Source organism: Gemmatimonadota bacterium (assembly GCA_016719105.1).
GTDB lineage: Bacteria > Gemmatimonadota > Gemmatimonadetes > Gemmatimonadales > Gemmatimonadaceae > SCN-70-22.
This window is the reverse complement of the sequence record JADKAQ010000001.1, coordinates 790,599-815,987: the sequence shown is the minus strand read 5'-3', so window position 1 is coordinate 815,987 and position 25,389 is coordinate 790,599. Positions and strand designations below refer to the sequence as shown.

Sequence of the window (25,389 nt, the reverse complement as noted above, 5' to 3'; positions counted from 1 at the left end):
ATGCGCGTCGGCGTCATCGGCGCCGGGGCGTTAGGCTACCATCACGTCCGCATCATGCGGGAGATGGAGGATGTGACGTTCGTGGGCTTCCACGAGGCGCGCGTCGAGCGGGCCGCGCAGGTCGCGTCCGAACTCGGCGTGCCATCGTTCGCCGAGACGCAGTCGCTGATCGACGCCTGTGACGCGCTGACGATCGTGGTGCCCACGCCGGCGCACTTCGCCGTGGCGAAGGAGGCCGTGGCCCGCGGCAAGCACGTCCTCATCGAGAAGCCGCTGACGGCGACGCTCGCCGAGGCGGACGAGTTGCTCGACCTGGCGTCGCGGAGCGGTGCGCTCGTGCAGACGGGACATGTGGAGCGCTTCAACCGTGCGATTCGCGCGGCGATGCCGTACGTCGATCGTCCGCGCTTCCTCGAGAGCGATCGGCTCGCGCCGTTCAATCCGCGCGGCTCGGACGTGGCGGTGGTGCTCGACCTCATGATCCACGACATCGACCTGCTGCTCACGTTGGTGAAGAGCGGCGCGCAGGACGTCGCGGCGGTCGGGATCCCCGTGCTCACCCCGTTCGTCGACATCGCCAACGCGCGCATCACCTTTCAGTCGGGGGCGGTGGCCAACGTCACGGCGAGTCGCGTGTCGCGGGAACGCATGCGGAAGCTGCGCATCTTCCAGCCGTCGGGCTACCTGTCGCTCGACCTGGGCGCGGGGAACGGCGAGTTCTATCGCATTCGGGGCGACGTGGACCTGGCGGAGCTGACCAAGGCCCCGCAAGCCCTGGAGGCGTTCGTCGAGCGCATCCCGCTCGAGGCCCCTGAGGGCGAACCATTGCGGCTCGAGTTTCGCTCGTTCATCGATGCCGTGCTCGGGCGCTCGCCCGTGACCGTGACGGGGGCGGACGGTCGTGAAGCCCTAGCGGTGGCCATGCGCATCGTGCAGGAGATCGAGCGTACGCGCACGTCGCTCGCCGGTGGGCCGGAGCGCGCGCGTGCGTGAGGTCCTGGTGATCGCCGGCGAGGCCTCCGGCGATCTGCACGCGGCCGGGCTCGCGCGGGCCCTGGCGGTGTTGCGCCCCGACCTTCGGCTGGTCGGCATGGGAGGGCGCAACATGCGGAATGCCGGCGTCGAGCTCCTCGAGGACGCCGAGAAGATGGCGGTGATGGGGTTCGTGGAGGTGCTGCGCAAGGTGCCGCACCACTGGCTGTTGCTGCGGCAGCTGGAACGACGTCTCGCCAGCGGCAATGTGGCGCTGCTCATCACGATCGACTATCCCGGCTTCAACATGAAGGTCGCGGAGGCCGCGCGCCGACATGGGGTCCCGGTGCTGTACTACATCACCCCGCAGGTGTGGGCGTGGGGGGCGAACCGCCTGCCGAAGCTCTCGCGCCTGATCACGAAGGCGGCGGTGATCCTCCCGTTCGAGGAGGCGTTGCTCCGGCAGCACGGGATCGACGCGACCTTCGTCGGGCATCCGTTGCTGGACCGGGCGCTGGCACTTCCGACGCAGGCGGAGGCCCGCCGCCAACTCGGGATTGCCGAATCGCGACGCGTGCTGGCGCTGTTCCCCGGGAGCCGTGCGCAGGAGATCGCACGCCATCTCGACGACTTCGTAGCGACGGCGCGCCTTCTCGAGGCGCGGTATCCCGGGCTGGAGGTCGTGGTGAGTGCGGCGCCGACGGTGACACTCGACCCGGCGCGCTGTCCGTATCGTCAGGTGCACGGCGCGTCGTTCGCGGTGCTGCGCGCCGCCGACGCCGCGTTATGCAAGAGCGGGACGACGACGCTGGAGGCGGCGGTGGCGGGATGCCCGCTGGTGGTGGCCTATCGCACGAGCGGTTGGACCCACGCGATCGCTCGTCGCCTGGTCAAGATCCCGTTCATCGGGCTGGTGAATGTCGTGGCCGGGCGCGAGGTCGCCAGGGAGTTCGTGCAGGATGACCTGGTCCCGGCGCGGATCGTCGAGACCCTGGGGGACCTCCTGGAGGACGGGAGCCCGGTGCGCGCGGAGCAGCAGCGGGCGTTAGGCGAGGTGCGCGCCATGCTGGGGACGCCCGGGGCCGCGGAGCGCGTGGCACAAATGGCGGCGGAGCTGGTGCGGTGAGCGACGGGCGCCCCGAGGGCTGGCGGCGGCGGCTGCGGGTCGCGGTCGCCGCGACCGTCGGTGGGGGGCTGATTCGCTTGCTGGCGATGACCTGGCGGGTGACGACCCGCGGGGGAGAGGGGCTTCGGGAGGTCCGCGCCGCGAAACGCGGTGCGGTGTTCGTGGTCTGGCACGGGGAGCTGTTGCCTGCGCTGTGGGCCTTTCGAGGGCAGGGAATCACCGCGCTGATCAGCAGCCACGCCGACGGCGAGATCATCGCGCGCTTCTGCGCCACCATCGGCTTTCGCCTCGTGCGCGGGTCGTCGAGCCGCGGCGGGGCGCGCGCGCTCCTCGAGCTGGTGCGCGAGCTCGAGGCCGGGCATGAGGTGGCGGTGACCCCTGACGGTCCGCGCGGCCCGCGTCGGGCCTTCGCCCCGGGCGCGCTAGTGGCAGCGATGCGGGCCGGGGCGCCGGTGATCGCCTTCGGGGTCGACGTCGACCGGGCGTGGCGCTTTCGCTCGTGGGATCGGTTCGTCCTCCCGAAGCCGTTCGCGCGGGTGACGGTCACGACCACCGTGGCCACCCCGGTGCATGCGACCTCCACGCGAGAGGCGGAGGGCGAGGTCCCCCGGTTCACGTCGCTCCTGATGTCGGTCTGCCAGCCCGACGAGACCTAACGAATGGACCCGGCCGCCGTGTGGGAGGGGGAGGAACTGGCGGCGCGCGGTGCACGCGCGTTGCTCGCCCCGCTCGGCTGGCTGTACGGCGTCGGGGTCGCCGGGCGCAACGCCCTGTTCGATGCCGGGTTCCTGCGGAGTCGTCCCACCGCGCTGCCGGCGATCTCGGTGGGGAACCTCTCGGTCGGGGGGACGGGGAAGACGCCGGTCGCCGCGGACATCGCGCGGCGGCTCGTGGCGGGGGGAGGGCGACCGGCGCTGATCCTGCGCGGCTACGGTGACGACGAGCCCGCGGTGCACGCCATCCTCAATCCGGATGTGCCGGTCCTAACGAGTCCCGATCGTGTGGCCGCCAGCGCGGAGGCGCGCTCGCGCGGCTGCGATGTCGTGGTACTCGACGACGCCTTCCAGCACCGCTGGGCTCGACGCGAGGTCGACGTCGTCCTCGTGGCCGCAGAGCAGTGGCGCCCCCCGCATCGGCTGCTCCCTGCGGGGCGGTACCGTGAGCCGCCGGCTTCCCTGGGTCGCGCGACGTTGGTTCTCGTGACGCGCAAGACGGCGTCGGCCGAGGAGGCGCTGGGGGTTCGCGATGCGGTGGCGCGCCTGACGACGGCGCCCACGGCAACGGTCGCCTTTCAGCTCGACGTGTTGCGGCGAGTTGGAGGGGACGGGGAAACTCGGGCGTTGTCGACGCTGCGGGGCGAATCGGTCCTGGCGGTCACGGGGATCGGCGCGCCGGGTGCCTTCGGACGTCAGCTGGAACGGGAGGGGGCCGACGTGGAGCTGGTATCGTTTCCAGATCACCACCGGTTTTCGGCGTCCGAGGTCACCGAAATCCTGCGACGTGCCCCGCACGGTGGCTGTGTCGTCTGTACGCTGAAGGACGCGGTCAAGCTCGGGGCGATGTGGCCTCGCGCCTCCGTGCCCCTGTGGTATGTTTCGCAGCGCTTGACCCTCGAATCGGGCGAGCCGGCGTATGACGCGGCGATTCGCCAGGTGCTCGACGCTCGTTCGCACGCCCCCACCATCCGCTAACCACCGGCATCAGGCCGGTCCACTGAACTACCACATGCCAACCGATCTCCGCCTCCCGACGAACGCAATCGTCCAGCCGGACAAAGATCGTTTCCTCAACGAAGAAAACCCTTTCGAAGCGATGATGTCGCGCTTCGATCGCGCGGCCGAACTGCTCGACCTGGAGCCCGGGCTCTACAAGGTGCTGCGCAAGCCGGAAAAGCAGTTGATCGTGTCGTGCCCCGTCATGATGGACAACGGTGAGATCGAGGTGTTCGAGGGATTCGCGTCCTCTACAATACGTCGCGCGGACCGGCGAAGGGGGGCATTCGTTTCGACACGCAGGTCACGCTGGACGAGGTGACCGCGCTCGCCGCCTGGATGACCTGGAAGTGCGCCGTGGTGAACGTGCCCTTCGGTGGTGCCAAGGGCGGCGTGATCTGTGATCCGCTCAAGATGAGCGCCGGAGAGCTGGAGCGCCTGACGCGTCGTTACACCTCGGGGATCATGCAGTTGCTCGGCCCCGACTCGGACGTGCCGGCCCCCGACGTCAACACCAACGAGCGCGTGATGGCGTGGATCATGGATACCTACTCCATGCAGATGCGCCACACGGTGACGGCGGTGGTGACCGGAAAGCCGATCGAGATGGGCGGCTCGCTCGGACGCCGCGAGGCGACGGGGCGCGGCTGCATGTTCGTCACGAAGGAGGCCCTGGCCCACTTGGGGATGAGCGTCAAGGGGACAACCGTCGCCGTGCAGGGCTTCGGCAACGTGGGGTCTGTCACCGCGCAGCTGCTGGCGCGCGAAGGGTGCAAGGTCGTCGCGATCGGGGACCGCAGCGGGGCGTACTACAACGCCGCCGGCTTCGACGTCGACGACGCCATCGCCTACGTGAAGAAGAACAAGGTGCTGGAGGGGTACACGAAGGGCGACATCATCTCCAACGAGGAATTGCTGACGCTGGACGTGGACGTCCTGGTGCCGGCGGCGCTGGAGAACGTCATCACGACCAAGGTCGCGTCCAAGATCCGCGCCAAGATCATCTGCGAAGGGGCGAACGGTCCGACCACCGCCGCCGCCGATGCCATCCTCGACGAGAAGGGGATCTTCGTGATTCCCGACATCCTCGCCAACGCCGGTGGCGTCACGGTCTCGTACTTCGAGTGGGTGCAGGACCGCGGCGGGTACTTCTGGAGCGAGGACGTGGTGAACGATCGACTGCGCGACCTGATGGTGAAGTCGTTCCGCGACGTGCTCGAGCTGTCCAAGCAGCACAAGGTGAACATGCGCACGGCGGCCTACATGCTGTCGATTTCGCGCGTCGCCACGGTGCATCGCCTCCGCGGCATCTACGCGTAAGGGCGTGGCGCGTCGGCACGGCGCCAGCGAATTGAACGTGAGCGGGCGGCGCGGCCATTGGCCTCGCCGCCCGTTGTCGCTCGCATGAGGATGCGCCTCGTGGTGGTGGGGCGCGTGCGCGAGCCGGCACTGGCCGAGATGATTGCCTCGTACGAGACGCGGGCCATCCGGTACTGGCCGCTCGAAATCGTCGAGGTGAAGGAAGAGCATGGGCGCGATGCCGCGGTGGCGATGCGGCGCGAGGGCGAGCGTCTCCTGGAACGGGCTGCAGACTCGGTGCTGATCGCGTGCGACGAGCGCGGCGACTCCCTCAGCTCGACCGCCTTCTCCGAATGGCTCCAACGGCTACGGGAGGGGGGGCGCGACGTCTCGTTCGTCATCGGTGGCGCCTACGGACTGGCCCCGGCGGTTCGGGAGGCGGCGGCTCGCCGTATCACGCTGGCCCCATTCACCCTGCCGCACGAGCTGGCGCGCCTGGTGCTGGTCGAGCAGCTGTATCGCGCGGGGACGATCGTTAGGCGGGAGCCGTACCACAAGGCCTAGCCGGCGTCGACGGCCCCCCGAACTGGGGCGATCTTTTCCGTCCTCCCGGCCTCGCCAAATCCCCAGCCACCACGCGAGATTTCGCCGCGGTCACGTGGTCGAGGAGACGGCAGCCGTCCCTCGCACGTCAGGACGCCCTGCCGACTTGCCTCATGCCCCTCGCACCCGACAGCCGATGTTGCCGTCCCCCGCAGCCGATGCGGGGAGTGGACCCCGAGCGTGGCTCACGACCGGGCATTGAAGCGCGCCGGATCGGCTCCCGATCGGGGGCGGTAGCGGCATGACACTCCCGCGCATCATCACGGAGGGGCTCGGGGGTGGGCCGCTGGCCCGTCAACTGATCGCGGGCGATGCCCCCACGCACTGGTACCCGGCGCGCCCCGCCTCCCCTGAGGGGTGGCGTGCGCGCGCCGACGAGGTGCGACGATCGGTGGCGCCCGACTGGTCCTCGCGCCTCTCCCTGGCCTTTGGCGCGAGCGGCGCGGCGCGCGACCGTCTCGAACGCGTCGCCGCTGCCGGCGGGGTCGTCGTGACGACGGGGCAGCAGCCAGGGCTTTTCGGGGGGCCCGTCTACACCTGGTCCAAGGCGCTGGCCGCCCTCGAACTCGCCGACGCGATCGAGCGGGTGACGGGCGTACCGACCGCACCGGTGTTCTGGGCCGCCACGGATGACGCGGACTTTGCCGAGGCCCGCGACACCTGGGTGGCGGGGCCCGGCGGAGGGTTGCGGCTGTCGATGCCGGGGCCGGCGCTGGACGGGCTCCCCATGCACGAGCATCCGCTGGGCGACGTCTCCGGGGCCCTGGAGCGGCTGGCCGAGTCGGCCGGGTCGGCCGTGGACCCGGGCGTGCTCGACGCGGTGCGCCTGGCCTACCATCCCGGACAAACGGTGGGCGGGGCGTACCTCACGTTGCTGCGCGTCCTGTTGCAGCCGCTCGGGATCGCCGTGCTGGACGCGTCGCATCCGGCGCTGCTGGCCGCGGAGCGTCCCTGGCTGGAACGGGCGCTCACGCATGGCAGCGAGGTCGAGTCGGCGCTCCTGGCGCGAAGCGCGGAGCTGCGTGCCGCCGGTATCGAGCCGCAGGTGGCGGACGTGGCGGGGCTGTCGCTCGTGTTCGGGCGCGAGGAGGGACGCAAGGTCCGGGTGCCGTTGCGGCTGGCGAGCCAAGTCGCCGGGGACGCGTCGGAACGCCTCTCGCCCAACGTGCTCCTGCGCCCGGTCGTCGAGCGCGCGATCCTCCCGACGGTCGCCTACGTCGCCGGCCCTGGCGAGATCGCCTACTTCGCGCAGGTCGGCGCGGTGGCGCAGGCGTTAGGCGTGGCAGTGCCGCTGGTCGTGCCGCGCTGGTCGTGCACAATCGTCGAGCCCCACGTGGGCACACTGTTGGCCACACGCGAGGTGACCCGCGAGGAGCTCTCCGATGCCGATGCGGTGGAGGGTCGCCTGGCGCGACGGTCGGCGCCCGAACCGGTCCTGCGCGCGCTGGAATCGATGCGCGAGGGGATCGAGCGCGAGGCGGCGGCGCTGGCCGACGTGCTGCACGGCGAGGACGCACTGCTGCCACGCGCCGTCGTCGATGGCATGCGACGGCAGATGACGTGGCGCGCCGAGCGACTGGAGCGTCGGTTGGTGGCCGCGCTCAAGCGTCGCGACGTCGACATGCGGCGCGACGTGGCCACACTGCGCGGCGCGCTCTATCCCGGCGGGACGAAGCAGGAGCGCGCGCTGAACCTCATCCCGATCCTTGCCCGACACGGCCTGCGGGTGCTGGACGCGATGCGGATCGCCGCACGACGGCACGCCGAGGCACTGGTCCACGGCCGGACGATCCCGGTCGACGCGGCGTGAGCCTGTCGCAGGGGATGACCCCCGCCAGCACACCGGCGGCCCGCGACGCCGCCACCAGTCGCCGACCGGCGGCGTTGGTGGCGGCCGGCATCCTCCTCAGCCGGTTGGTCGGACTCGTCAGGCAGCGCGTCTTCTCGTACTACTTTGGCGCCGGCGACGAGTCGGACGCCTTCACGCAGGCGTTCCGCATCCCCAACATCCTGCAGAATCTCTTTGGGGAAGGGGTGCTCTCGGCGTCCTTCATTCCGGTGTACTCGCAACTACGGGCCCGCGGCGACGACGTCGGGCGCCAGGAAGTGGCGGGCGCGGTGCTCGGAGTCCTCGCCTTCTTCTCGGCGATCGTCGTGCTGGTGGGGGTGCTCGCTGCGCCGGTGCTCGTCCACGTGATCGCGCCGGGGTTCGAGGGTGCCAAGCGCGAGCTCACCGTGCAGCTGGTCCGCATCCTCTTTCCCGGCGCAGGGCTCCTCGTCCTGGCGGCGTGGTGCCTGGGGGTGCTCAACAGCCACGGGAAGTTCTTCCTCTCGTACGCCGCCCCCGTGCTGTGGAATGCGTGCATGATCGCGGCGCTCATTGGGTGGGGGGGATCGGTGACACTGCCGCGCCTTGCCGCGGTGCTGGCGTGGGGGAGCGTGGCCGGCAGCGCGTTGCAGCTGCTGGTGCAGTGGCGCAACGTGCACAAGGTGCTGGGTGCGTGGCGCGTGACGGTGAGCACGCAGTCGCCGCACGTGCGCACGGTGCTGCGCAACTTCGGCCCCGTCTTCGTCGGACGCGGCGTGACCCAGCTGAGTGCGTACATCGATTCGTTCATTGCGTCGTTCCTCGTGGCCGGGGCGGCGACGATCCTCAACAACGTGCAGCTCCTGTACATGCTGCCGGTGTCGCTGTTCGGCATGTCGATCTCGGCGGCCGAGCTGCCCGCGATGTCGAGTGTGACCGGCGAGACGGCGGAGATCGCCGAACAGCTGCGCGAGCGACTCGCCCTCGGCTTGCGACGCATCGCCTTCTTCATCGTCCCGTCGGCGGTCGCCTTCCTCGGCTTCGGCGACCTGTTGGCGCGCGTCGTGTATGAGGGTGGTGAGTTCGGTCCGGAGCAATCGCAGTGGGTGTGGGGCGTGCTCGCCGGCTCAGCCGTCGGGCTGCTCGCGTCCACCCTGGGGCGACTCTACGCGTCGGCGCTGTACGCCCTGCGAGACACGCGGACGCCGCTCCGCTTCGCGATGGTGCGCGTTGGGCTCACGACGGCGCTCGGTGTGGCGGCGTCGCTCTGGCTCCCCGGGGTGCTCGGCATCGATCCGCGATGGGCGGTGGCGGGGCTGACGGCATCGGCAGGATGTGCGGCGTGGATCGAGTTTGCGCTGCTGCGCCGCGCGGTCGGCATGCGTATCGGCGAGGTCTTCATCCCGCGACGGGCACTGCTGACGCTGTGGGGATGCGCCATTCTCGCGGTGGGGGCGGGGTGGGGAGTGCGCGAACTGCTGCGCGACACGCGCCCGCTGCTCATGAGCGTGCTCGTGCTGGGGACGTACTCCATCGCGTATGGTGGCGCGGCGCTCGCCGCTGGGATCCCGCAGGCCCGGGCAATCGCCGGGCGCCTGAGCCGACTGCTGCGCCGCTGATGCGCGCCCGTCGCGAGTAGCTTTCTTCCATGCTCGAGACGCCCGCGGCCGTTGCCGCCAAGCTGCCGCATCTCCCCGAGTCGCCGGGGGTGTACCTCTGGAAGGACGCCGAGGGGACGGTGCTGTACGTGGGAAAGGCGAAGCGGCTGCGCTCGCGCGTGCGCAGCTACTTCACGAGCGATCACTACGCCTCGGTCAAGACACAACATCTCGTGCGGCTCATCGCGACGCTCGATACGATCGTCGTGCCGTCGGAGGCGCATGCGCTGGTCCTCGAGGCAAACCTGATCAAGGAGTATCGCCCGCGTTTCAACATCGCGCTGCGCGACGACAAGTCGTACCCCTACATCAAGGTCACGCTGCAGGAGTCGTTTCCTCGCGTGTACGTCACGCGGCGCCTGGTGAGCGACGGCGGACGCTATTTCGGCCCCTACACGGATGTTGGCGCGATGCGCCGGGCGCTGAACGTGGTCAAGCGCATCTTCACGGTGCGATCGTGTCACTATGCGCTGCTGGACGAGGTGCCCGACCGACCGTGCCTCGACTACCACATCGGCAAGTGCAAGGCGCCGTGCGTACGCTACCAGAGCGAAGCCGACTACCGCGCGATGATCGACGAGGTGGTCCTCTTCCTCGATGGGCGGACGGCCGAGGTGATGAAGCGCGTGCGCGAGCGCATGCAGGAGGCGTCGGCCGCGCTCAACTTCGAGCAGGCGGCCGAACTGCGGGATGCCCTCGTGAAGCTCGAGACGCTCGAGGAGCCTACCGTGGTCGTGCAGGTCGAAGGAGGCGACCGCGACGTGGTGGGATACGCGCGCGACGGTGACGACGCCTGCGTGACGATCCTGCGCGTGCGAGGCGGGAAGCTCCTCGCGCGCGACCAGCGTTTCCTCGAGAACCTCGAGGGCGAGGACGACGCGACCATCCTGTCGGCGTACCTGGCACGCACCTACGTGTCGTCGAACGAGCGCGCCGACGAGCTTCTCGTGCCCATGGACTTCGAGGATCGGGTGCTGCTCGAGGAATCGCTCCCGCATACGCGTGTCGTCGTGCCGCAGCGTGGTCCGCGTCGCGAGTTGGTGCAGCTGGCGGACCAGAATGCGCGCCACCTGCTGGAGGAGTTCAAGCTCGCCTCGCTCGAGGCCGAGGAGCGCGCCGCCAGCCCGGTGTACGACTTGCAGCGCGAGCTGGGATTGCAGAAGCTCCCGCGCAGCTTCGTCTGCTTCGACATCTCCACGGCGCAGGGGACCGACACCGTCGGCTCGTGCGTCTGGTTCGAGAACGGGCGCCCGAAGCGCGCCGAGTACCGGAAGTTCAAGGTGAAGACGGTGGAGGGGACCGACGACTTTGCCTCGATGCGCGAGGTCGTCGGGCGGTACTTCGGCCGGCGCCTCGAGGAGCAGAAGGGGCTTCCCGACCTCATCTGCATCGACGGCGGCAAGGGACAGCTGCATGCGGCACACGAGGCGCTGTCGGTGCTTGGGCTCGGCGAGGTCCCGCTGATCTCGCTGGCGAAGAAGGAGGAGGAGATCTTCGTGCTGGGACGTCGCGAGTCGGTGCGGCTGTCGAGGCGCTCGCCGGCGTTGCGCACGTTGCAGCAGGCGCGCGACGAGGCCCATCGCTTCGCGGTGACCTTCAACCGGGCGCGGCGCTCGGCGCGCACGCTCACCTCCGAGTTGCTGCGCATTCCGGGCATCGGCCCCAGCAAGCGACGCGCGCTCCTCAAGGTCTTCGGCTCGCTGCAAGGCGTGAAGGAAGCGAGCGCCGAGCAGATCGCCGCGGTGCCCGGATTCTCGCACGTGTCGGCGGCGCGCCTCCTGCAGGCGTTGCACCCGACGGAGACACCGGCCGGGGACGCGTTGGCCGCGCCGATCGCCGAAGTCGACCGTCACACGCCCGAGGAAGCGGGCAATACCCCCACGGTCCCCGACGTCGAGGCCCGATTCGGTGCCGCGCGTGACGACGTCGCCGACGAGGCGCAGCCTGGACCGCTCCTCCCCGCGTTGCCGCCGCCGGACGTCGTCCCGCCGTCATCGACGTCCGCACCCTCGTCCTGAACAACGGTTCCCGCTCCCCACGCCTCCCGTTCCGGCGCCGCTGCCCACCTCCTCTCGTTCCCCGCACTCCACCTCCCGCACGATGCCAAACTGGACTCTCGCCTGTTCCGCCTGCGGCCACCCCGAGTCGCAGCACGCCCCGGTGGGGCTCTGCCCATCGTGCGGCCAGCCCTTCCTCGCCATCTTCGATGGCGCGGCGCCGTCGCGTGACGCGCTCCTGCCGCGCTGGGACATGTGGCGCTACGCCCCGGCGCTCCCGCTCGTCGACGGCGAGACGCCGGTATCGTTAGGCGAGGGGCTCACGCCGCTCACCGAGTTTCCAGCCCTCGCCCGCCTCATCGGGGTGCGACGCCTCTGGATCAAGGACGAGGGGGTGAATCCCACGGCGTCGTTCAAGGCGCGCGGGCTCAGCGCGGCCGTCACGCGGGCCAAGGCGCGCGGCGTCCCCGGGCTCGTGGTGCCGACCGCGGGGAACGCGGGGGCGGCGCTCGCGGCCTACGCGGCCGCGGCCGGGATGCAGGCACGCATCTACGCGCCGGCCACCACCCCGCGCCCCATCCTGGACATCATCCGGGCCATGGGCGTCGACCTGGTCACCATCGACGGGCACATCGGCGACTGCGGCCGGTTGAGCGTGGAGTACGCCAAGGAGACCGGCTTCTTCAACGTGGCGACGCTTCGCGAGCCCTATCGGGCGGAGGGGAACAAGACCCTCGGGTTGGAACTGGCCGAACAGTTGGGGTGGCGACTTCCCGACGCCATTGTCTATCCGACCGGCGGGGGGGAAGGCGTCATCGGGATGTGGAAGGCCTTCCACGAGATGCGGCGCTGGGGGTGGCTCGACTCCAACGCGCGCCTGCCGCAGATGATCGTGGCGCAGGCCGCCGGGTGCGCGCCGCTGGTCCGGGCGCTGACCGAGGGGGCCGATCGCGCCACTCCCTGGGAGAATCCGTGGACCTACGCCAGCGGGCTTCGCGTGCCGGGGCCGCTGGGCGACCGACTCGTCCTCAAGACGCTACGCGAGAGCGGCGGCGACGCCGAGAGCGCCACAGAAGACGAGATTCGCGACTTCACCGCACGCCTCGCGCACACCACCGGCATCGATGCCGCGCCCGAGGGTGGGGCCGCCCTCTTCGTGACGGCCAAGCTCGTGCGCCTCGGGCGCCTGTCCGCCGACAGCGAAGTGGTCGTCTACAACACCGGGAGCGGGGCGAGCTACCGGGCGTAGCGACCGCCGGGAGTGTATTTTTTCGCCGTGACGATCGCGATTCTCGAACCGTTCAGCGGCATCGCTGGCGACATGATGCTGGGGGCACTCGTCCACGTCGGGCTCGACCCGGCGTGGCTTCGTGCGCTCCCCGATCGGCTCGGCCTCGATGGGGTCGGGGTGCGCATCGCCGATGTGCAGCGCGGCATGATCGCCTGCAAGAAGGTCGATTTCGACATCCCCGAGCAACCACACGGCCGACACATCGGTGAGGTGCGTGCCCTGCTGGCCGCGGCACCGGTCCCGCCGAGCGTGCGCGCCCTCGCCGACCAGGCGTTCACCGCCCTCGCCTCGGAGGAGGGGCGGATTCACGGCGTGGCGATGGACGAGGTCCACTTGCACGAGGTGGGGGCCGTCGACGCGATCCTCGACGTGATCGGCGCGATCTGGGGCTTGAGCGAACTGGGGGTCTCCCGCGTTTGTTGTGGGACGATTTCGCTCGGAGACGGCTTTGTGAAGGCTGCGCATGGTGTGCTCCCCGTGCCGGCCCCTGCCACGCTGCGCCTGCTCGAGGGGCACACGGTGCGCCCGGGGCCGGACGGGGCCGGAGAGCTGGTCACGCCGACGGGGGCCGTGCTGGTGAAGGTCCTCTCGTCCGGGCGGCCGCCCGTGCGCTACATCCCGCGGTGCAGCGGCTATGGCGCCGGGACGAAGGACCTGCTGGGGCGCGTGAATGCGTTGCGCGTGACCTTGGCGGACGATGCGACGCTGGCGGACGGCCGGACGGAACGGCTCGTCCTCCTCGCGACCGACATCGACGACATGTCGCCGGAGCACGTGGCGGCGTGCGCGGACATGCTGCGGGAAGGCGGGGCGCTCGACGTGGTGGTCACGGGGACGCTCATGAAGAAGGGACGCGCGGGACAACGGCTCGAGGTCCTCGCAGGGGAGGGCGACGCCCCGCGCCTCGAGGACCTGCTCTTCCTCCACACGTCGACGTTAGGCGTGCGGCGCTCGATGGTGGAACGGCGCGTGCTGCCGCGCGCGACGCGGGTGGTCGAGGTGCTGGGGCATACCGTGCGGATCAAGGTGGCAACCCTGCCTAACGGGACCCAGCGATCCAAGCCGGAGTTCGACGACGTACGCGCGGTGGCCGACGCCACGGGGCGGGCACTGGGCGACGTCTCGTCGCTCGCGCTCGCCGCGGCGGAACGCGACCGCTGAGAATGGGTAGGATTCACGCCGGCGCGCCTGCCGCGCCTCACCATGCAAGGAGAGAAAGAATGACCCTGTCTCGCTTCTCGGTTGCTGTCTCACTCGCCCTCGCGCTGCACCCGGTTCCTGCCATGGCGCAGGCCAAGTGCGAAGTCGACGAGAAGAAGCCGAACCAAGTGAAGGATGCCGCCAACGCGCTTGCCAAGGCGGCGCTGCCGATCGGCAAGCCTGAGGACAAGCTCAAGAGCGTCGGCCAGGCGGTGGCGCTGCTCACGAAGGACCAGGAGAAGATCGTCGCCGCCAACGCGGTCGGTCGCGCCTTCGTCCTGGGGCGCGCGTATGGGCTGTACGCCGAGCTGGCGATGAGCCAGGGACGCGACAGCTCGCTTTTCGTGAAGCGTTCGGCCCTTGGCTTCACCACCGAACCGGAGGGCACCCTCGACCTCGTGGCCGCCGCCGACGAGGCGTTCGACACGGTCGAGGCCTCGAACGCAGCCTGCAAGGACGACACCGAGGAATGGCGCCGCCGCCTGTACGCCCCGCTCGTGAACGCCGCGGTCAACCTGTACAACCAGCAGCAGATGGACTCGGCCGGCGCCCTCGTGAAGCGCGGCCTGTCGGTCTACGACGGCTACAAGCTGGCCTACATCGGCTACAACATCCTCGGCAACGTCCAGCAGTCCAAGGACTCCATCGACGCCGCCGTCGGGTCGTTCAAGAAGATGGCCGAGCTCATGAAGGGCGACACCTCGCAGGTCGACGAGCGCAAGAACGTCATGATGAACGTCGCGCAGCTCGTGATGGCGCAGGCCGAGACCCTCGACGGCGACGCCAAGAAGGCGAAGTTCACCGACGCCACGACGTACCTCGAGGCCTTCCTGGTCGAGTTCCCCGGGGACCCGAAGGCGCAGGGGGCGCTGGCGCGCGCGCAGATCGCGTCCGGTAACACCGCGGCGGCCGACAAGGTCTTTGGCGACATGGTCGCCAACCCCGACAAGTTCTCCGACGGCGCGCTCTTCGAAGCCGGCGTGAACGCCGCTCGAGCCGATCGCGCGGCCGATGCGGCCGCACTCTTCGGCGCCGGGCTCAAGAAGAACGTCGCCTCGCGCGACGGCCTGTTCAACCTCTCGGTGACGCTGCAGAAGCTCGAGAAGTGGAACGAGGTACCGGCCATCCTGAGCCGCCTCCTCGTCGTGGACCCGGAGAACCCCGAGAACTACCAGCTCTGGGCGCTCTACTTCCAGAACCAGGCGTCGGTGGTCAAGAAGAAGACGACCGATTTCAACGCCGCGGCCAAGGCCAAGAAGACCCCGGCGACGGCGGCCGATCGTCAGGCGGCCACGGAACTGGAGAACCAGTACAAGGCGGCGAACGACTCGCTCATGAAGTACTTCAAGCGCTTCACCGAGGCCCCGGTCAAGCTCACGGTCAACCTCTGGTCGCACGACGGGAACAAGCACACCCTCGGCGGTTCGATCGAGAACCTCACCGACGCCGAGAAGAGCTACACCGTGAAGTTCGAGTTCCTCGATGCGGCGGGGAATGTCGTCACTGCCAAGGAGGCGGCGGTGGGTGCGGTCGCGGGGAAGAAATCGAAGGCGTTCCGCGTGGAGGTCGAAGGGGCGGGGGTGGTCGCCTACCGCTACGCGCCATTCGGTAGCTGATGCGACACGCGGCCCGCAGCCGGGTCGACGACGTGCTCGCGTGACGGATTTGCAGGTGGCGGCGGCACCCCGGTGGGGGCCGCCGCCGCTCTGTTTCTGCGATGCGGGAGCTTCGATTGTCGGCGAGGCTCAGGCGTGAAAGTGTATGTGCTGCATTGATATCGGCCAGACGAACTGCTAAGTTCCTTGAGGTCCGGCCCGAGGGTCGGACCTTGCTTTTCGGGGGAAGATCGCGCCCGCGCGCGCTTCCCCCGTTCGTCTCTCCACCCGCTCTTCGTCAGGCTCCGTCGTCAGGCATGGTTCGCGTCGCACGCGTGGCTCCCGACAGCATCGCCCAGGAACTCGAGATCGTGGCCGGCACGGAGATCGTCTCCGTGAACGGGCGCGAGATCGAGGACTTTCTCGATTGGGAGTTCATGACGGCGGACGACGAGTTGGAGATCGCGGTGCGGCTCCCGTCGGGCGAGGAGATCGTGTACGAGATCGAGCGCCCCGAAGGCGAAGCGCTCGGCGTCGAACTCGAACCGCCCACGGTGCGCCGTTGCGCCAACCGGTGCGAGTTCTGCTTCATCGAAGGGCTCCCCAAGGGGCTGCGAAAGCCGCTGTACATCCGCGACGACGATTACCGTCTCTCGTTCGCATACGGCAACTTCGCGACGCTTTCGAACCTCAAGGAGCGCGACTTCCAGCGGATCATCGAGTATCGGCTCTCGCCGCTCTATGTGTCCGTGCATGCGACGCCGTGGGAGGCGCGCAAGAAGCTCCTCAACAACCCACGCGTTCCCAACATCCTCGCGCAGCTCACGCGGTTGGTCGAGGGCGGGATCCAGTTCCACGGCCAGATGGTCGTCGTGCCGGGGCTCAATGACGGCGCAGTGCTGGAAGAATCGCTGGCGGACCTGTGGGCCTTTGGCGACGCCTGTCTTTCGGTGGCCCTGGTTCCTGTCGGCCTGACGCAGTTCTCGCATCTGTATTCCGGCGAGTCGATGAGTCGCGAGAACGCGCTGCGCCTGCTCGAGACCGTGGAGCGATGGGCTGCCCGGGCGCGCGAGGCGCGCGGCGCGAACTGGGTCTATGGTTCCGACGAGCTGTACTTGCTGGCCGGACGTGAACTCCCGGATGCCGCCCACTACGGCGACTTTCCGCAGATCGAGAACGGTGTCGGTTCGGTGACGGCCCTGCGTTCCCGCGTCGCGGACGGTCTCGCGGCGCTCCCGAGGCTCGACGGGAAGCGTATCGGCATCGTGACCGGGCTGGCGATGCGCGAGATCATGCCGCCCCTGCTCGCGCGACTCGCTGAGGCGACGGGGGCGACCTTCGAGATGCTCCCGACGGTCAACTCGCTGTTCGGTCCGACAACGACGACCGCTGGCCTCCTCGTGGGGGCCGACATCCTTACGGCGCTGCGCGACCGGCACGACCTCGACCTGGCGCTCGTACCGGCCGAGTCGATCAACGAAGACGGGATCTTCCTGGACGACCAGACATTCGTCGCCGTCCGCGAGGCATTGCCAATGCCCGTCTATCCATCCTACGACTTCATCGACGTGCTGCAATTCGAAGGTCAGGGCGCTCCCTCCGACATCGCGGGGGCCACGTGAGTCTTCCCGTCGTCGCACTCGTCGGCCGCCCGAACGTGGGGAAGTCGGCGCTGTTCAACCGCATCGTCGGGCGCAACACGGCGATCGTCAGCGAAGAAGCGGGGACCACGCGCGACCGCCATTTCGGGCGCGCCGAATGGGCGGGCTCGGCGTTCTGGCTCGTGGATACGGGGGGGATCACCGACGACCCGCGCGCCGCGATGGACCTCGAGATCCGTCGTCAGGTGCAACAGGCGATCGACGAGGCCGACCTGCTCCTCTTCGTCGTCGATGCCAAGAACGGGATGCACCCGGTCGACCATCGCATCGCCGACCTCCTGCGCACGTCGGGCAAGCCGTTCCTCGTGATCGCCAACAAGGCGGACAACCCGTCGGCCACGGACTATTACGAGTTCTATGAGCTGGGCGCCGGCGACCCGATCCCGGTCTCTGCCGTCAGCGGCAAGCAGTCGGGCGACATGCTCGACATCGTCGTGGCCAACATCCCCGAGGTCCCGGCCGAAGACGACACGTCGCTCAAGATCGCGGTTGTCGGGCGTCCCAACGTCGGGAAGTCGTCGTTCGTGAACCGCCTGCTGGGCGAGGAACGTCTCGTCGTCTCCGATGTGGCCGGGACGACGCGCGACGCGATCGACTCGCCGATGCGCTATCACGAGCGCGACATCGTCTTCATCGACACGGCGGGCTTGCGCCGCCAGTCGCGCGTGGACGACGGCGTCGAGTTCTACTCGGCGCTGCGCACGCGTCGCGCGATCGACCGGGCCGACATCTGCTGTCTCCTGATCGATGCGACCGAGGAGTTGCACAACCAGGACCTCAAGATCGCCACGCTGGCGTGGGAAGCCGGGCGCGGGATGATCATCGTGGTCAACAAGTGGGACCTGGTGTCGAAGGACGACAAGACCGCCGCCAAGTTCCAGAAGAAGTGCATCGAGAAGGCGCCGTATCTCACGAACGTCCCCTTCCTCTTCACGTCGGCCAAGACGGGACAGCGCGTCACCAGGATCCTCGACGTCCTGCTGGAAGTGGAGCAAGAGCGGCACAAGCGCATCACGACCTCGCAGGTCAATGCGGTGCTCGAGGAGCTGGTTGCCCGTCGTCAACCGCCACAGGCCGCGGGGCGCGAGGTCAAGCTGCACTACGCCACGCAGGTGGAGACGGCGCCCCCGACGATCATCGTCTTCGGGAACAACACCGATGCGCTGGAAGAGCACTATGTGCGCTACCTGCACAACGGCTTCCGCGAGGCGTGGGGCTTCAAGGGGAATCCGCTGCGCGTCCAGGTGAAGAAAAAGAACGCGCCCTGACATGGCTGCTGCCGCCGCACTCTTGGCTGCGTATCTCCTCGGTTCGACACCGTTCGCGTACTTCGCGGGGCGTGCGCTGCGCGGCATCGACCTGCGCCAGCACGGTTCGGGAAACCTCGGGGCGACGAACGTCTATCGCACCCTCGGGGCGGCGGCGGCCATCGTCGTGTTGCTGCTCGACGCGCTCAAGGGGGCCGTCCCGGTGCTGGCCTTTCCCTCTCTGGCGCAGGTGACGGGGGTCTGGTGGCCGGTGGCCTTCGGAGTCGCGGCGATCGTGGGGCACGTGCGCCCCTACGCGGGGCTGTTCAAGGGGGGCGGCAAGGGGGTGGCCACGGCGTCGGGGGTCTTCGCGGCGCTGGCCCCCGTCCCGTTTCTCGCCGCCTTCGGCACGTTCGTCGTCGTGGTGGCCGCGACCCGATACGTGTCGTTAGGCTCGATGCTCGGTGCGGCGGCGCTCGCGACGACGGTGGTCGTGCGTGAAGGGGCATCGTCGCCCCTCGGTCTCGTGTCGGTGCTCATCGCCGCCTTCGTGGTCTGGACCCACCGCGCCAACATCGGGCGCCTGCGTCGTGGCGAGGAGTCGCGGCTCGGGCGACCCGGAGGAGCGGCGCGCTGATGCGTTGCGCCGTCATCGGGGGTGGGGCATGGGGGAGCGCGCTGGCGCACCTGCTCGCGCAGGGAGGGCATGAGACCTGCCTGTGGGCGCGCGAGGCCGACGTTGCCGCGCACCTCAACCTGTCGCACGCCAACCCGCGCTTCCTCCCCGGCGCGACGCTCGATGCCCGCATTCACGCCACGACCGACATGGCCGAGGCGTTAGGCGGGGCGCAGCTGGTGCTGTACGTGGCGCCGTCGCACGTCCTGCGCGACGTGGTGCGTGGCGCGGCACACCGGGTGGAACCCGGGGCACTCGCCGTCGTCGCCACCAAGGGGATCGAACGCGGGACGCTGGCGCTGATGACCGACGTGGTGCGCCAGGAACTGCCGCAACACGGGGTCGTCGCCGTGAGTGGCCCGAGCTTCGCACTCGAAGTGGCGCGCGGGATGCCCACTGCCGTCGTTGCCGCGTCGGACGACCCGGCGGCCGCGGCGGCCGTGCAACGCGTCCTCAGCTCGCCGGTCTTCCGCGTCTATTCCAACGATGACGTGGTGGGCGTGGAGGTGGGCGGAGCCCTCAAGAACGTGATGGCCGTGGCCACGGGGATCGCCGAGGGGGTCGGGCTCGGACTCAATTCGCGCGCCGCCCTCATCACCCGCGGACTGGCTGAAATGACGAGGCTCGGGGTCGCGTTAGGTGCGCGCCCCGAGACGTTCGCGGGGCTCGCCGGCATGGGGGACCTCGTGCTCACCTGCACCGGGGCGCTCAGCCGCAATCGCGCTGTGGGGCTGGAGGTGGGGCAGGGACGGGCCCTCGCCGACGTCCTCGCGGCCACGGAAAGTGTGGCCGAGGGGATCACCACGACCGACAGCGCGCGCGCGCTGGCCGAGCGCGAAGGTGTCGACATGCCGATCGTGCGCGCCATCTCGCGCATCCTCTTCGAACAGCAGGCGCCGCGCGATGCGCTCGCCGATCTCATGGGGCGTGAACTGCGCCCGGAGCGTGATGCATGAGCGATGAGGTCGTCCAGGAGTTCTTTTCCATCGGTGACGTCTGCCAGCTCACCGATCTCAAGCCGCACGTGCTTCGGTACTGGGAAAGCCAGTTCCGATTCCTCAATCCGGCGAAGAATCGCTCCGGCAACCGGGTGTACCAGCGGCGCGAGGTGGAGCTCATCCAGCTCGTGAAGCACCTGCTCTACACCGAGAAGTACACCATCGACGGGGCGCGGCAGAAGGTCGATGAGCACCGCAAGGGCGGGGCGGTCAAGGTCGCGGCGCGCGAGGCGCTCGCCGTCGAGACGCTGGCCGAACTGCAGCGAGAGCTGGAGCAACTCGCGTCCATCCTCGACGGCTCGGCGCCGATCCCGAAGGTCGATGCCGAGGAGCTTCCCGGGGCCGAACGCTAGTCATGCGTCGGGCGATACGCGGGATGATGACGGCCCACGCAATCGTTCCCGAGGTAGCCCAAACGCCCGTGGCGCGCTACCGTTAGCGACATCATGCGATTCCTCTGCACCAACGACGATGGCATCCTCGCGCACGGGCTCGACTGCCTGGTGCGCGCCGCGGAGCAGATCGGCGAGGTCACCGTGGTGGCCCCCGATCGCGAGCAGAGTGCGACGTCGCACTCCCTCACCCTCCATCATCCGCTGCGACCGGTTCGGCGCGGCGACCGCCGCTTCCAAGTCGACGGCACGCCCACCGACTGCGTGATGCTCGCCGTCGAGGCGCTGATGGACGAGCGTCCCGACTTTGTGCTGAGCGGGATCAACCACGGACAGAACATGGGCGAGGACGTGCTCTATTCGGGCACCGTGTCGGCGGCCATGGAGGGATTGGCGTTAGGCATCCCCTCGCTCGCCTTCTCGTTCGCGGGCGGCGACCTGCGCGCCGACATCGCCAAGCTCGATGAGCAGATCGAGATCCTCGTCCCGCTCCTGCGCCACCTGACGACGCTCCCCGCTTTTCCCGAGGGGACGCTGCTCAACGTGAACCTGCCACCGCTGCGCGCCGACGAGATCAAGGGGATCAAGCTCACGCGGCTCGGTCGGCGGGTCTACTCGAATTCGATCCAGCCGATGAAGGACCCGTGGGGCCGCAAGATCTTCTGGATCGGCGGCGGCGAGATCACCTGGACCGGGAGCGACGACTCCGACTTCCAGGCGATTCGTGATGGCTTCGTGTCCGTGACCCCGTTGCACCTGGACCTCACGCATCGGGACATGCTCGACGCATCGGAGCGCTGGTGGCGAGCTCCGTAAACCCGGAGTACCGCGGCGCGCGCCGTCGTCTCGTCGACCTGCTGCAGGCGGGGGGCATCACCGACCCGACCGTCCTGCGCGCGATCGAGGAGACACCGCGCCACCTCTTCGTCCCGACGGGCGTTCGCCACCGCGCCTACGAGGACTCGTCGATCCCGATCGGCAACAAGCAGACGATCTCGCAACCGAGCGTGCACGCCCGCTACCTCCAGCTCTTGCAGCTGAAGGGGACCGAACGCGTCCTCGAGATCGGCACGGGGTCGGGGTACCAGACGTTCCTGCTCTCCCACCTCGCCGACCAGGTCTTCACGATCGAGCGCGTGGGGCCGCTCCTGGACGGGGCGCGCCAGGTCCTGCGCGAGTGCGGCGTCCGCAACGTGTCCTTCCTGCTGGGCGATGGGACGATCGGGTGGCGCGAGTACGCGCCGTACGACGCGATCCTCGTCTCGGCCGCGTCGCCGGGGATCCCCCAGCCCCTCGTCGACCAGTTGGCCGTCGGCGGGCGGCTCCTGATCCCCCTCGGCGACCGGGGGGAGCAGATGCTCACCATGGTCACGCGGCACGCGGATCGGGTCGAGCGGCGTGACATCGTACCCGTCCGATTCGTCCCGCTCTTGGGCACGCACGGCTGGTCGTCACCCTAGCAGGAGACGCGGCCGACCGCCCATCCCGGACTGTCACGGACTGTCGATCGGAGCGGCTCACATGGCTGATGTCTCGCAGGACCAGGGCGGCACTGCCCCCCGGCGTCCCGTCCTTCGTCCCTTCAGCGGCAACCCGCGTGGGGCGGGGCAGGGGCCGCTCAAGGCGCTCGGTGCGCGGCGAATCGCCGTCGCCCCCTTCGCCCACGTCCCGGAGGGAGGGTCGGACGAGGCCGTGACCGCCTCGGCCACGCCGCGAGGCGTGGAGGCGTCCGCGGAGGCGTCAGTCGAGCGTGTCTTCGCGCCCGATGCGGCGACCGCCCTCACCTCGGTCGAGACGGCCCTCGAAATCGAGGGGACGAACTCTACCGCGCCGGACCTCGCGGCGGTCGACGAGTCCACAACGGTCGCCGAAGGCGGCTTCTCTTCGGCGCTCGACGTCGAGTCGCTTTCCGAGCGTCAGGAGGCCCCGAGCGAGTGGGCGGCCGAGTCCGTCGCTTTCGGCTCCGCCGCCGACGAGGAAGTGGCTCCTGCGTCGCAATCGGCGGAATGGTCCGCGTCGATCGAGCCGATCGTCGACGTCGCCGCCGTTGAGCAGGTCGCCGAAGTCGCCAGTGAATCGGCCGTAGAGTCGCTGGCTCCTACTGAGCTCGCGACGCTCGAGTCAGGCGTGGCGGAAGGCGCGGTGAATGGGTCGCGCGCCATCGACGCTCGCCAGGATTCCGAAGAGGTGTCGGCGCCGGCCGGGCGGTTCGCTGAACAGGGCGAGTGGCGGGGCGCGGGCATCGAGAACGCGAACGTGGGCGCGACGGTGTACGAGGCCGAATTCGCGTCGCTGGCAGTTGAATCGAACGAACTCGCGTCGGCCGAGCTGGCGTCTGCTGAACTCGCGTCCGCCGAGCTCGCGTCGCCCGAGCTTTCGTCGCCGGAGCCCGCGTCGGTGGAACTCGCGTTACCGGAGGTCGCAGCGGCAGTGGTCGACGAACGGCCCGTGGAGTTCGCGAATGACTTCGTGCTCGATGACGAAGCGTACGCCGCGCTCGACGACAGCGCGTACGCCGCGCCTGACGACAGCGCGTACGCCGCGCTGGACGACGGCGCGTACGTCGCGCTCGACGAAAGCGAATGTTCCGCGCTGAACGTCGGAGGCTACGAGACTCCGGACGACGAATCGGAGATCGTATCCGCAGTCGCCGCGGTGTCGGCCGGCCAGGACGAGCCTGTCGAGGTGGGAGACGTCGACGCTGGCGCCTTCGAAGATGTCTCCGCGACCGCCCTCCTCGACGCGGCAGCGCCGCTCGCACCGATCGAGGCGGCGAGCGACGGGTTGGCTGAGGTCCAGGCGTCGGTCGCGCCAGACGCAGTGGCGGCAGAGTCGATCGAGGCCGTGGCTTCCGAAACGGAGACCACCGAAACTGAACTTGCCAGCGCGGCCGCAGCATGGGATGGCGAGTCGGAGTCGGTGCTCATGCCGGCACCAAGCGCCGAGATGTCGCCGGAAATGGCGAAGGGCACGGGAGCGGCTGCGTGGTCCGTCGACCCGGTTAACGACACGGTGACGGCGACGGAGAGCTCGGCCGCCGTCGCGTCATCGCTGCTCGACGCGGAACTCGATCGCTTCTCGCTCGCTCCGGAGGAGGTCGTGGCAATGCCCACGCCGATTCCCGGGCTGGAGTCGCTGATGGGCGATGGGGTCGTCGCTGGGGTCCAGTCGACAGGAGCGTGGATTGCAGCTGGGCCATCGCTCGAGCGGGAAGGGGACGATGACGCCCCGGAAAGCCAGGCCGATGTGGACCTGCGAGCGTTCGTGGCCCGATCCCAGTCGCAGGCGCACATCCTGGCGACGCTGGAGGCGGTAGCGCGACGGGTGCGGGGAGGCGAGATTGTGCCGACGACTGACGCCGGCGCGAGCCCCGAGGCGGTGCTGGCGAGCGTCCTCTCCTCGCTCCTTTCAGCCCGACCGTAACGCATCTCGGATCTCGTGCCTGTCGTTCACATCGAAGTCGCCGGGAAAGTCCAGGGGATCGGCTTTCGACACTTTGTTCAACAACAGGCACGAGCACTCGAGCTGTCGGGATGGGTGCGCAACCTGTCCAGCGGCAACCTCGAGATTGCCGCGTCCGGAGGCGAGGAGTCTGTGCGCGCCTTGCTCGATGCGGTGCGACAGGGACCGCCGGGAGCGACGGTGAAGCAAGTGATCAAGCTGGTCCCCCAGCCGTCGCTCGAACTTCCTCACCCCTTCACGATCCTCAAGTGACTCACGCGGCTGGCGCGGCAGGCGCCGCAGGCGAGGACGCGCTCCGCGCGGCCATTCGTCGCGCAATTCGCGAGATCCCCGACTATCCCAAGCCGGGCATCTCGTTCAAGGACATCACGCCGCTCCTGGGCGACGCCGAGCTCTTCGCGGCAACGTGCGCGCAGCTGGCGGCACCGTTTCGAGACGCTGGGATCACGCATGTGCTGTCGATCGAGAGCCGCGGCTTCCTGTTTGGAGGGCCCGTCGCGGTGACGCTCGGCGCCGGTCTTATCCCTGTGCGCAAGCCGGGCAAGCTGCCGTACGAGACGACGCGCGAGGAGTATGCGCTCGAGTACGGCACCGACGCGCTCGAAGTGCACATCGATGCGTTGGGAAGCGGGGCCCGCGTTCTCGTCACCGATGACGTGCTCGCCACCGGCGGGACGGCGGCCGCGGCCTCGCGACTCGTGCATAAGCTTGGCGGCGAAGTGGTGGGCAGCACCTTCCTGATCGAGCTCGCGTTCCTGGGCGGGCGCGCGATGCTCCCCGGGCAGCGTGTGGAGAGTGCGATCGTCTACTAGCCGAGGGGGACGGGCCTGCTCTCGGCTTTACCGTCTCTCGGCGCACGGGTAGATTCACGGCGCGCCTTGGGCATGCCCCCGTAGCTCAGATGGATAGAGCAGCGGTTTCCTAAACCGTTGGTCGCACGTTCGAATCGTGTCGGGGGCACCTCGGCGGTGCAGTGCGTTGCGCCTTGCGTCGTGCGGCATCCGCCAAGACAAGGGGCCCCTCCGCGTGAAAGCGGTCGGGGCCCCTGTCTGCTCCAGCGTCTGATGCCTTAGGCGCCGCGCTTCGCGTAGATCTCCTTCTCCAGCTTGAGGCGGAGCTTCTTCGCCTCTTCCAGCGCCTCGGCCTTCTTGCGACCCTTGGCAGGGACGTAGAAGCGCTTCTGCTTGCCGGGCTCAGGATTGATGGAGACGATGAATGCCTGATGCCGCTTGTCCCACTGCACACCCGTCACGCCGTACTTGTTTCGGCGGGAACGCACCACCACCCGACCCGTCTGCGGCTTGCCCAGCGCCTTCTCGGTCTTGTCGCGCCAGACCACGGCCTGCGCGAACGCCTTCTTCTTGCCACCATGCTTGTTGTCCGAGAACCACTTCCGGTGGGTTTTGCCTTCGAAAGTGACCTGAACAAGCCAGCCGTGGTTGTGCTTCTCCGGCTGGTCGATTCGTGAAATGCCTTTGCGCCTAATCATGGTAAGTGGTTGAGGGTGAGGGCGCTGGGAAGGATAGCGAAAACTCTCGCGGGGACAAGGCCACACTTCCGGCAAGACGGTGTGCTACACATCTTTAACGCGCATCATGCGACGTGCGTTAACACTTCCGCATAACGTGCGCGTTACCACGCAAAACTTCGTCCCCGAAAAGGACACACACGGGGCAGGGAAAGCCTGACAACA

General features: G+C 69.0%; 22 protein-coding genes, 1 tRNA gene and 1 pseudogene. 23 read left to right on the top strand and 1 reads right to left on the bottom strand.

The features are described from left to right. From IPN47_03625 to IPN47_03515, 23 genes and pseudogenes are all read left to right on the top strand, one after another. Positions 1 to 993, top strand: a complete 993-nt coding sequence (locus IPN47_03625; protein MBK9407135.1) for a Gfo/Idh/MocA family oxidoreductase — start codon at positions 1 to 3, stop codon at positions 991 to 993. Next, the gene (lpxB, locus tag IPN47_03620; GenBank protein ID MBK9407134.1) at positions 986 to 2,098 is read left to right on the top strand and encodes a lipid-A-disaccharide synthase; all 1,113 of its coding nucleotides are present in this window, start codon (positions 986 to 988) and stop codon (positions 2,096 to 2,098) included. Before IPN47_03625 ends, lpxB begins: the two co-directional genes overlap by 8 nt. Beyond that, positions 2,095 to 2,754, top strand: a complete 660-nt coding sequence (locus tag IPN47_03615) for a lysophospholipid acyltransferase family protein (protein MBK9407133.1) — start codon at positions 2,095 to 2,097, stop codon at positions 2,752 to 2,754. The genes lpxB and IPN47_03615 overlap by 4 nt, the downstream gene beginning before the upstream one ends. A gap of 3 nt (positions 2,755 to 2,757) precedes the next feature. After that, the gene (gene lpxK / locus IPN47_03610; GenBank protein ID MBK9407132.1) at positions 2,758 to 3,789 is read left to right on the top strand and encodes a tetraacyldisaccharide 4'-kinase; all 1,032 of its coding nucleotides are present in this window, start codon (positions 2,758 to 2,760) and stop codon (positions 3,787 to 3,789) included. A gap of 34 nt (positions 3,790 to 3,823) precedes the next feature. Beyond that, positions 3,824 to 5,130 (top strand): annotated as a pseudogene (locus tag IPN47_03605) (Glu/Leu/Phe/Val dehydrogenase). Positions 5,131 to 5,214: 84 nt separating this feature from the next. Then, positions 5,215 to 5,673, top strand: coding sequence for a 23S rRNA (pseudouridine(1915)-N(3))-methyltransferase RlmH (locus IPN47_03600; protein MBK9407131.1), 459 nt, complete (start codon positions 5,215 to 5,217; stop codon positions 5,671 to 5,673). A gap of 280 nt (positions 5,674 to 5,953) precedes the next feature. Next, positions 5,954 to 7,522 carry a bacillithiol biosynthesis BshC gene (gene bshC / locus IPN47_03595; protein ID MBK9407130.1) on the top strand — a complete coding sequence of 523 codons (1,569 nt, stop codon included), beginning with the start codon at positions 5,954 to 5,956 and terminating at the stop codon, positions 7,520 to 7,522. A 74-nt stretch (positions 7,523 to 7,596) separates the two neighbouring features. Next, positions 7,597 to 9,138, top strand: coding sequence for a murein biosynthesis integral membrane protein MurJ (gene murJ / locus IPN47_03590; protein MBK9407129.1), 1,542 nt, complete (start codon positions 7,597 to 7,599; stop codon positions 9,136 to 9,138). A 29-nt stretch (positions 9,139 to 9,167) separates the two neighbouring features. Next, complete coding sequence (uvrC, locus tag IPN47_03585; protein MBK9407128.1) at positions 9,168 to 11,195, top strand: excinuclease ABC subunit UvrC; 2,028 nt, start codon at positions 9,168 to 9,170, stop codon at positions 11,193 to 11,195. Between the two features lie 82 nt (positions 11,196 to 11,277). Beyond that, complete coding sequence (locus tag IPN47_03580; GenBank protein ID MBK9407127.1) at positions 11,278 to 12,423, top strand: threonine synthase; 1,146 nt, start codon at positions 11,278 to 11,280, stop codon at positions 12,421 to 12,423. 27 nt (positions 12,424 to 12,450) lie between these two features. Further along, complete coding sequence (gene larC / locus IPN47_03575; GenBank protein MBK9407126.1) at positions 12,451 to 13,626, top strand: nickel pincer cofactor biosynthesis protein LarC; 1,176 nt, start codon at positions 12,451 to 12,453, stop codon at positions 13,624 to 13,626. A 59-nt stretch (positions 13,627 to 13,685) separates the two neighbouring features. Then, positions 13,686 to 15,281 (top strand): hypothetical protein, encoded by a 1,596-nt coding sequence (locus IPN47_03570; GenBank protein MBK9407125.1) that lies wholly within the window; start codon positions 13,686 to 13,688, stop codon positions 15,279 to 15,281. A gap of 296 nt (positions 15,282 to 15,577) precedes the next feature. Continuing rightward, positions 15,578 to 16,882, top strand: coding sequence for a DUF512 domain-containing protein (locus IPN47_03565; GenBank protein ID MBK9407124.1), 1,305 nt, complete (start codon positions 15,578 to 15,580; stop codon positions 16,880 to 16,882). After that, positions 16,879 to 18,189: a ribosome biogenesis GTPase Der gene (gene der / locus IPN47_03560; GenBank protein MBK9407123.1), complete on the top strand. Its 1,311-nt coding sequence runs from the start codon at positions 16,879 to 16,881 to the stop codon at positions 18,187 to 18,189. Before IPN47_03565 ends, der begins: the two co-directional genes overlap by 4 nt. A 1-nt stretch (position 18,190) precedes the next feature. After that, on the top strand, positions 18,191 to 18,805 hold the full coding sequence (gene plsY / locus IPN47_03555) for a glycerol-3-phosphate 1-O-acyltransferase PlsY (GenBank protein ID MBK9407122.1): 615 nt from the start codon (positions 18,191 to 18,193) through the stop codon (positions 18,803 to 18,805). Further along, the gene (locus IPN47_03550; protein MBK9407121.1) at positions 18,805 to 19,800 is read left to right on the top strand and encodes an NAD(P)-dependent glycerol-3-phosphate dehydrogenase; all 996 of its coding nucleotides are present in this window, start codon (positions 18,805 to 18,807) and stop codon (positions 19,798 to 19,800) included. The genes plsY and IPN47_03550 overlap by 1 nt, the downstream gene beginning before the upstream one ends. Next, the gene (locus IPN47_03545; protein ID MBK9407120.1) at positions 19,797 to 20,195 is read left to right on the top strand and encodes a MerR family transcriptional regulator; all 399 of its coding nucleotides are present in this window, start codon (positions 19,797 to 19,799) and stop codon (positions 20,193 to 20,195) included. The genes IPN47_03550 and IPN47_03545 overlap by 4 nt, the downstream gene beginning before the upstream one ends. Positions 20,196 to 20,288: 93 nt before the next feature. Then, positions 20,289 to 21,050 carry a 5'/3'-nucleotidase SurE gene (surE, locus tag IPN47_03540; GenBank protein MBK9407119.1) on the top strand — a complete coding sequence of 254 codons (762 nt, stop codon included), beginning with the start codon at positions 20,289 to 20,291 and terminating at the stop codon, positions 21,048 to 21,050. After that, positions 21,032 to 21,694 (top strand): protein-L-isoaspartate(D-aspartate) O-methyltransferase, encoded by a 663-nt coding sequence (locus IPN47_03535; GenBank protein ID MBK9407118.1) that lies wholly within the window; start codon positions 21,032 to 21,034, stop codon positions 21,692 to 21,694. The genes surE and IPN47_03535 overlap by 19 nt, the downstream gene beginning before the upstream one ends. Before the next feature lie 232 nt (positions 21,695 to 21,926). Further along, entirely contained in the window at positions 21,927 to 23,657 is a 1,731-nt protein-coding gene (locus IPN47_03530) for a hypothetical protein (GenBank protein MBK9407117.1), read from the top strand. Positions 23,658 to 23,672: 15 nt separating this feature from the next. Beyond that, complete coding sequence (locus IPN47_03525; protein MBK9407116.1) at positions 23,673 to 23,948, top strand: acylphosphatase; 276 nt, start codon at positions 23,673 to 23,675, stop codon at positions 23,946 to 23,948. Positions 23,949 to 24,001: 53 nt separating this feature from the next. Beyond that, positions 24,002 to 24,508 carry an adenine phosphoribosyltransferase gene (locus IPN47_03520; protein ID MBK9407115.1) on the top strand — a complete coding sequence of 169 codons (507 nt, stop codon included), beginning with the start codon at positions 24,002 to 24,004 and terminating at the stop codon, positions 24,506 to 24,508. Between the two features lie 74 nt (positions 24,509 to 24,582). Then, positions 24,583 to 24,656 (top strand) — tRNA-Arg (locus IPN47_03515). 109 nt (positions 24,657 to 24,765) lie between these two features. Here the strand turns inward: IPN47_03515 and IPN47_03510 are convergent. Further along, positions 24,766 to 25,185: an AP2 domain-containing protein gene (locus IPN47_03510; protein MBK9407114.1), complete on the bottom strand. Its 420-nt coding sequence runs from the start codon at positions 25,183 to 25,185 to the stop codon at positions 24,766 to 24,768. Between the last annotated feature and the right edge of the window lie 204 nt (positions 25,186 to 25,389).

What these genes read in the sequence shown, in the direction of transcription:
- IPN47_03550 (MBK9407121.1), top strand. Translation starts at nt 18,805, where the DNA reads ATGCGTTGCGCCGTCATCGGGGGTGGGGCATGGGGGAGCGCGCTGGCG.
- plsY (MBK9407122.1), top strand. Translation starts at nt 18,191, where the DNA reads ATGGCTGCTGCCGCCGCACTCTTGGCTGCGTATCTCCTCGGTTCGACA.
- IPN47_03565 (MBK9407124.1), top strand. Translation starts at nt 15,578, where the DNA reads ATGGTTCGCGTCGCACGCGTGGCTCCCGACAGCATCGCCCAGGAACTC.
- IPN47_03580 (MBK9407127.1), top strand. Translation starts at nt 11,278, where the DNA reads ATGCCAAACTGGACTCTCGCCTGTTCCGCCTGCGGCCACCCCGAGTCG.
- IPN47_03510 (MBK9407114.1), bottom strand. Translation starts at nt 25,185, where the DNA reads ATGATTAGGCGCAAAGGCATTTCACGAATCGACCAGCCGGAGAAGCAC.
- uvrC (MBK9407128.1), top strand. Translation starts at nt 9,168, where the DNA reads ATGCTCGAGACGCCCGCGGCCGTTGCCGCCAAGCTGCCGCATCTCCCC.
- IPN47_03600 (MBK9407131.1), top strand. Translation starts at nt 5,215, where the DNA reads ATGAGGATGCGCCTCGTGGTGGTGGGGCGCGTGCGCGAGCCGGCACTG.
- lpxK (MBK9407132.1), top strand. Translation starts at nt 2,758, where the DNA reads ATGGACCCGGCCGCCGTGTGGGAGGGGGAGGAACTGGCGGCGCGCGGT.
- surE (MBK9407119.1), top strand. Translation starts at nt 20,289, where the DNA reads ATGCGATTCCTCTGCACCAACGACGATGGCATCCTCGCGCACGGGCTC.
- bshC (MBK9407130.1), top strand. Translation starts at nt 5,954, where the DNA reads ATGACACTCCCGCGCATCATCACGGAGGGGCTCGGGGGTGGGCCGCTG.
- IPN47_03570 (MBK9407125.1), top strand. Translation starts at nt 13,686, where the DNA reads ATGACCCTGTCTCGCTTCTCGGTTGCTGTCTCACTCGCCCTCGCGCTG.
- IPN47_03625 (MBK9407135.1), top strand. Translation starts at nt 1, where the DNA reads ATGCGCGTCGGCGTCATCGGCGCCGGGGCGTTAGGCTACCATCACGTC.
- IPN47_03545 (MBK9407120.1), top strand. Translation starts at nt 19,797, where the DNA reads ATGAGCGATGAGGTCGTCCAGGAGTTCTTTTCCATCGGTGACGTCTGC.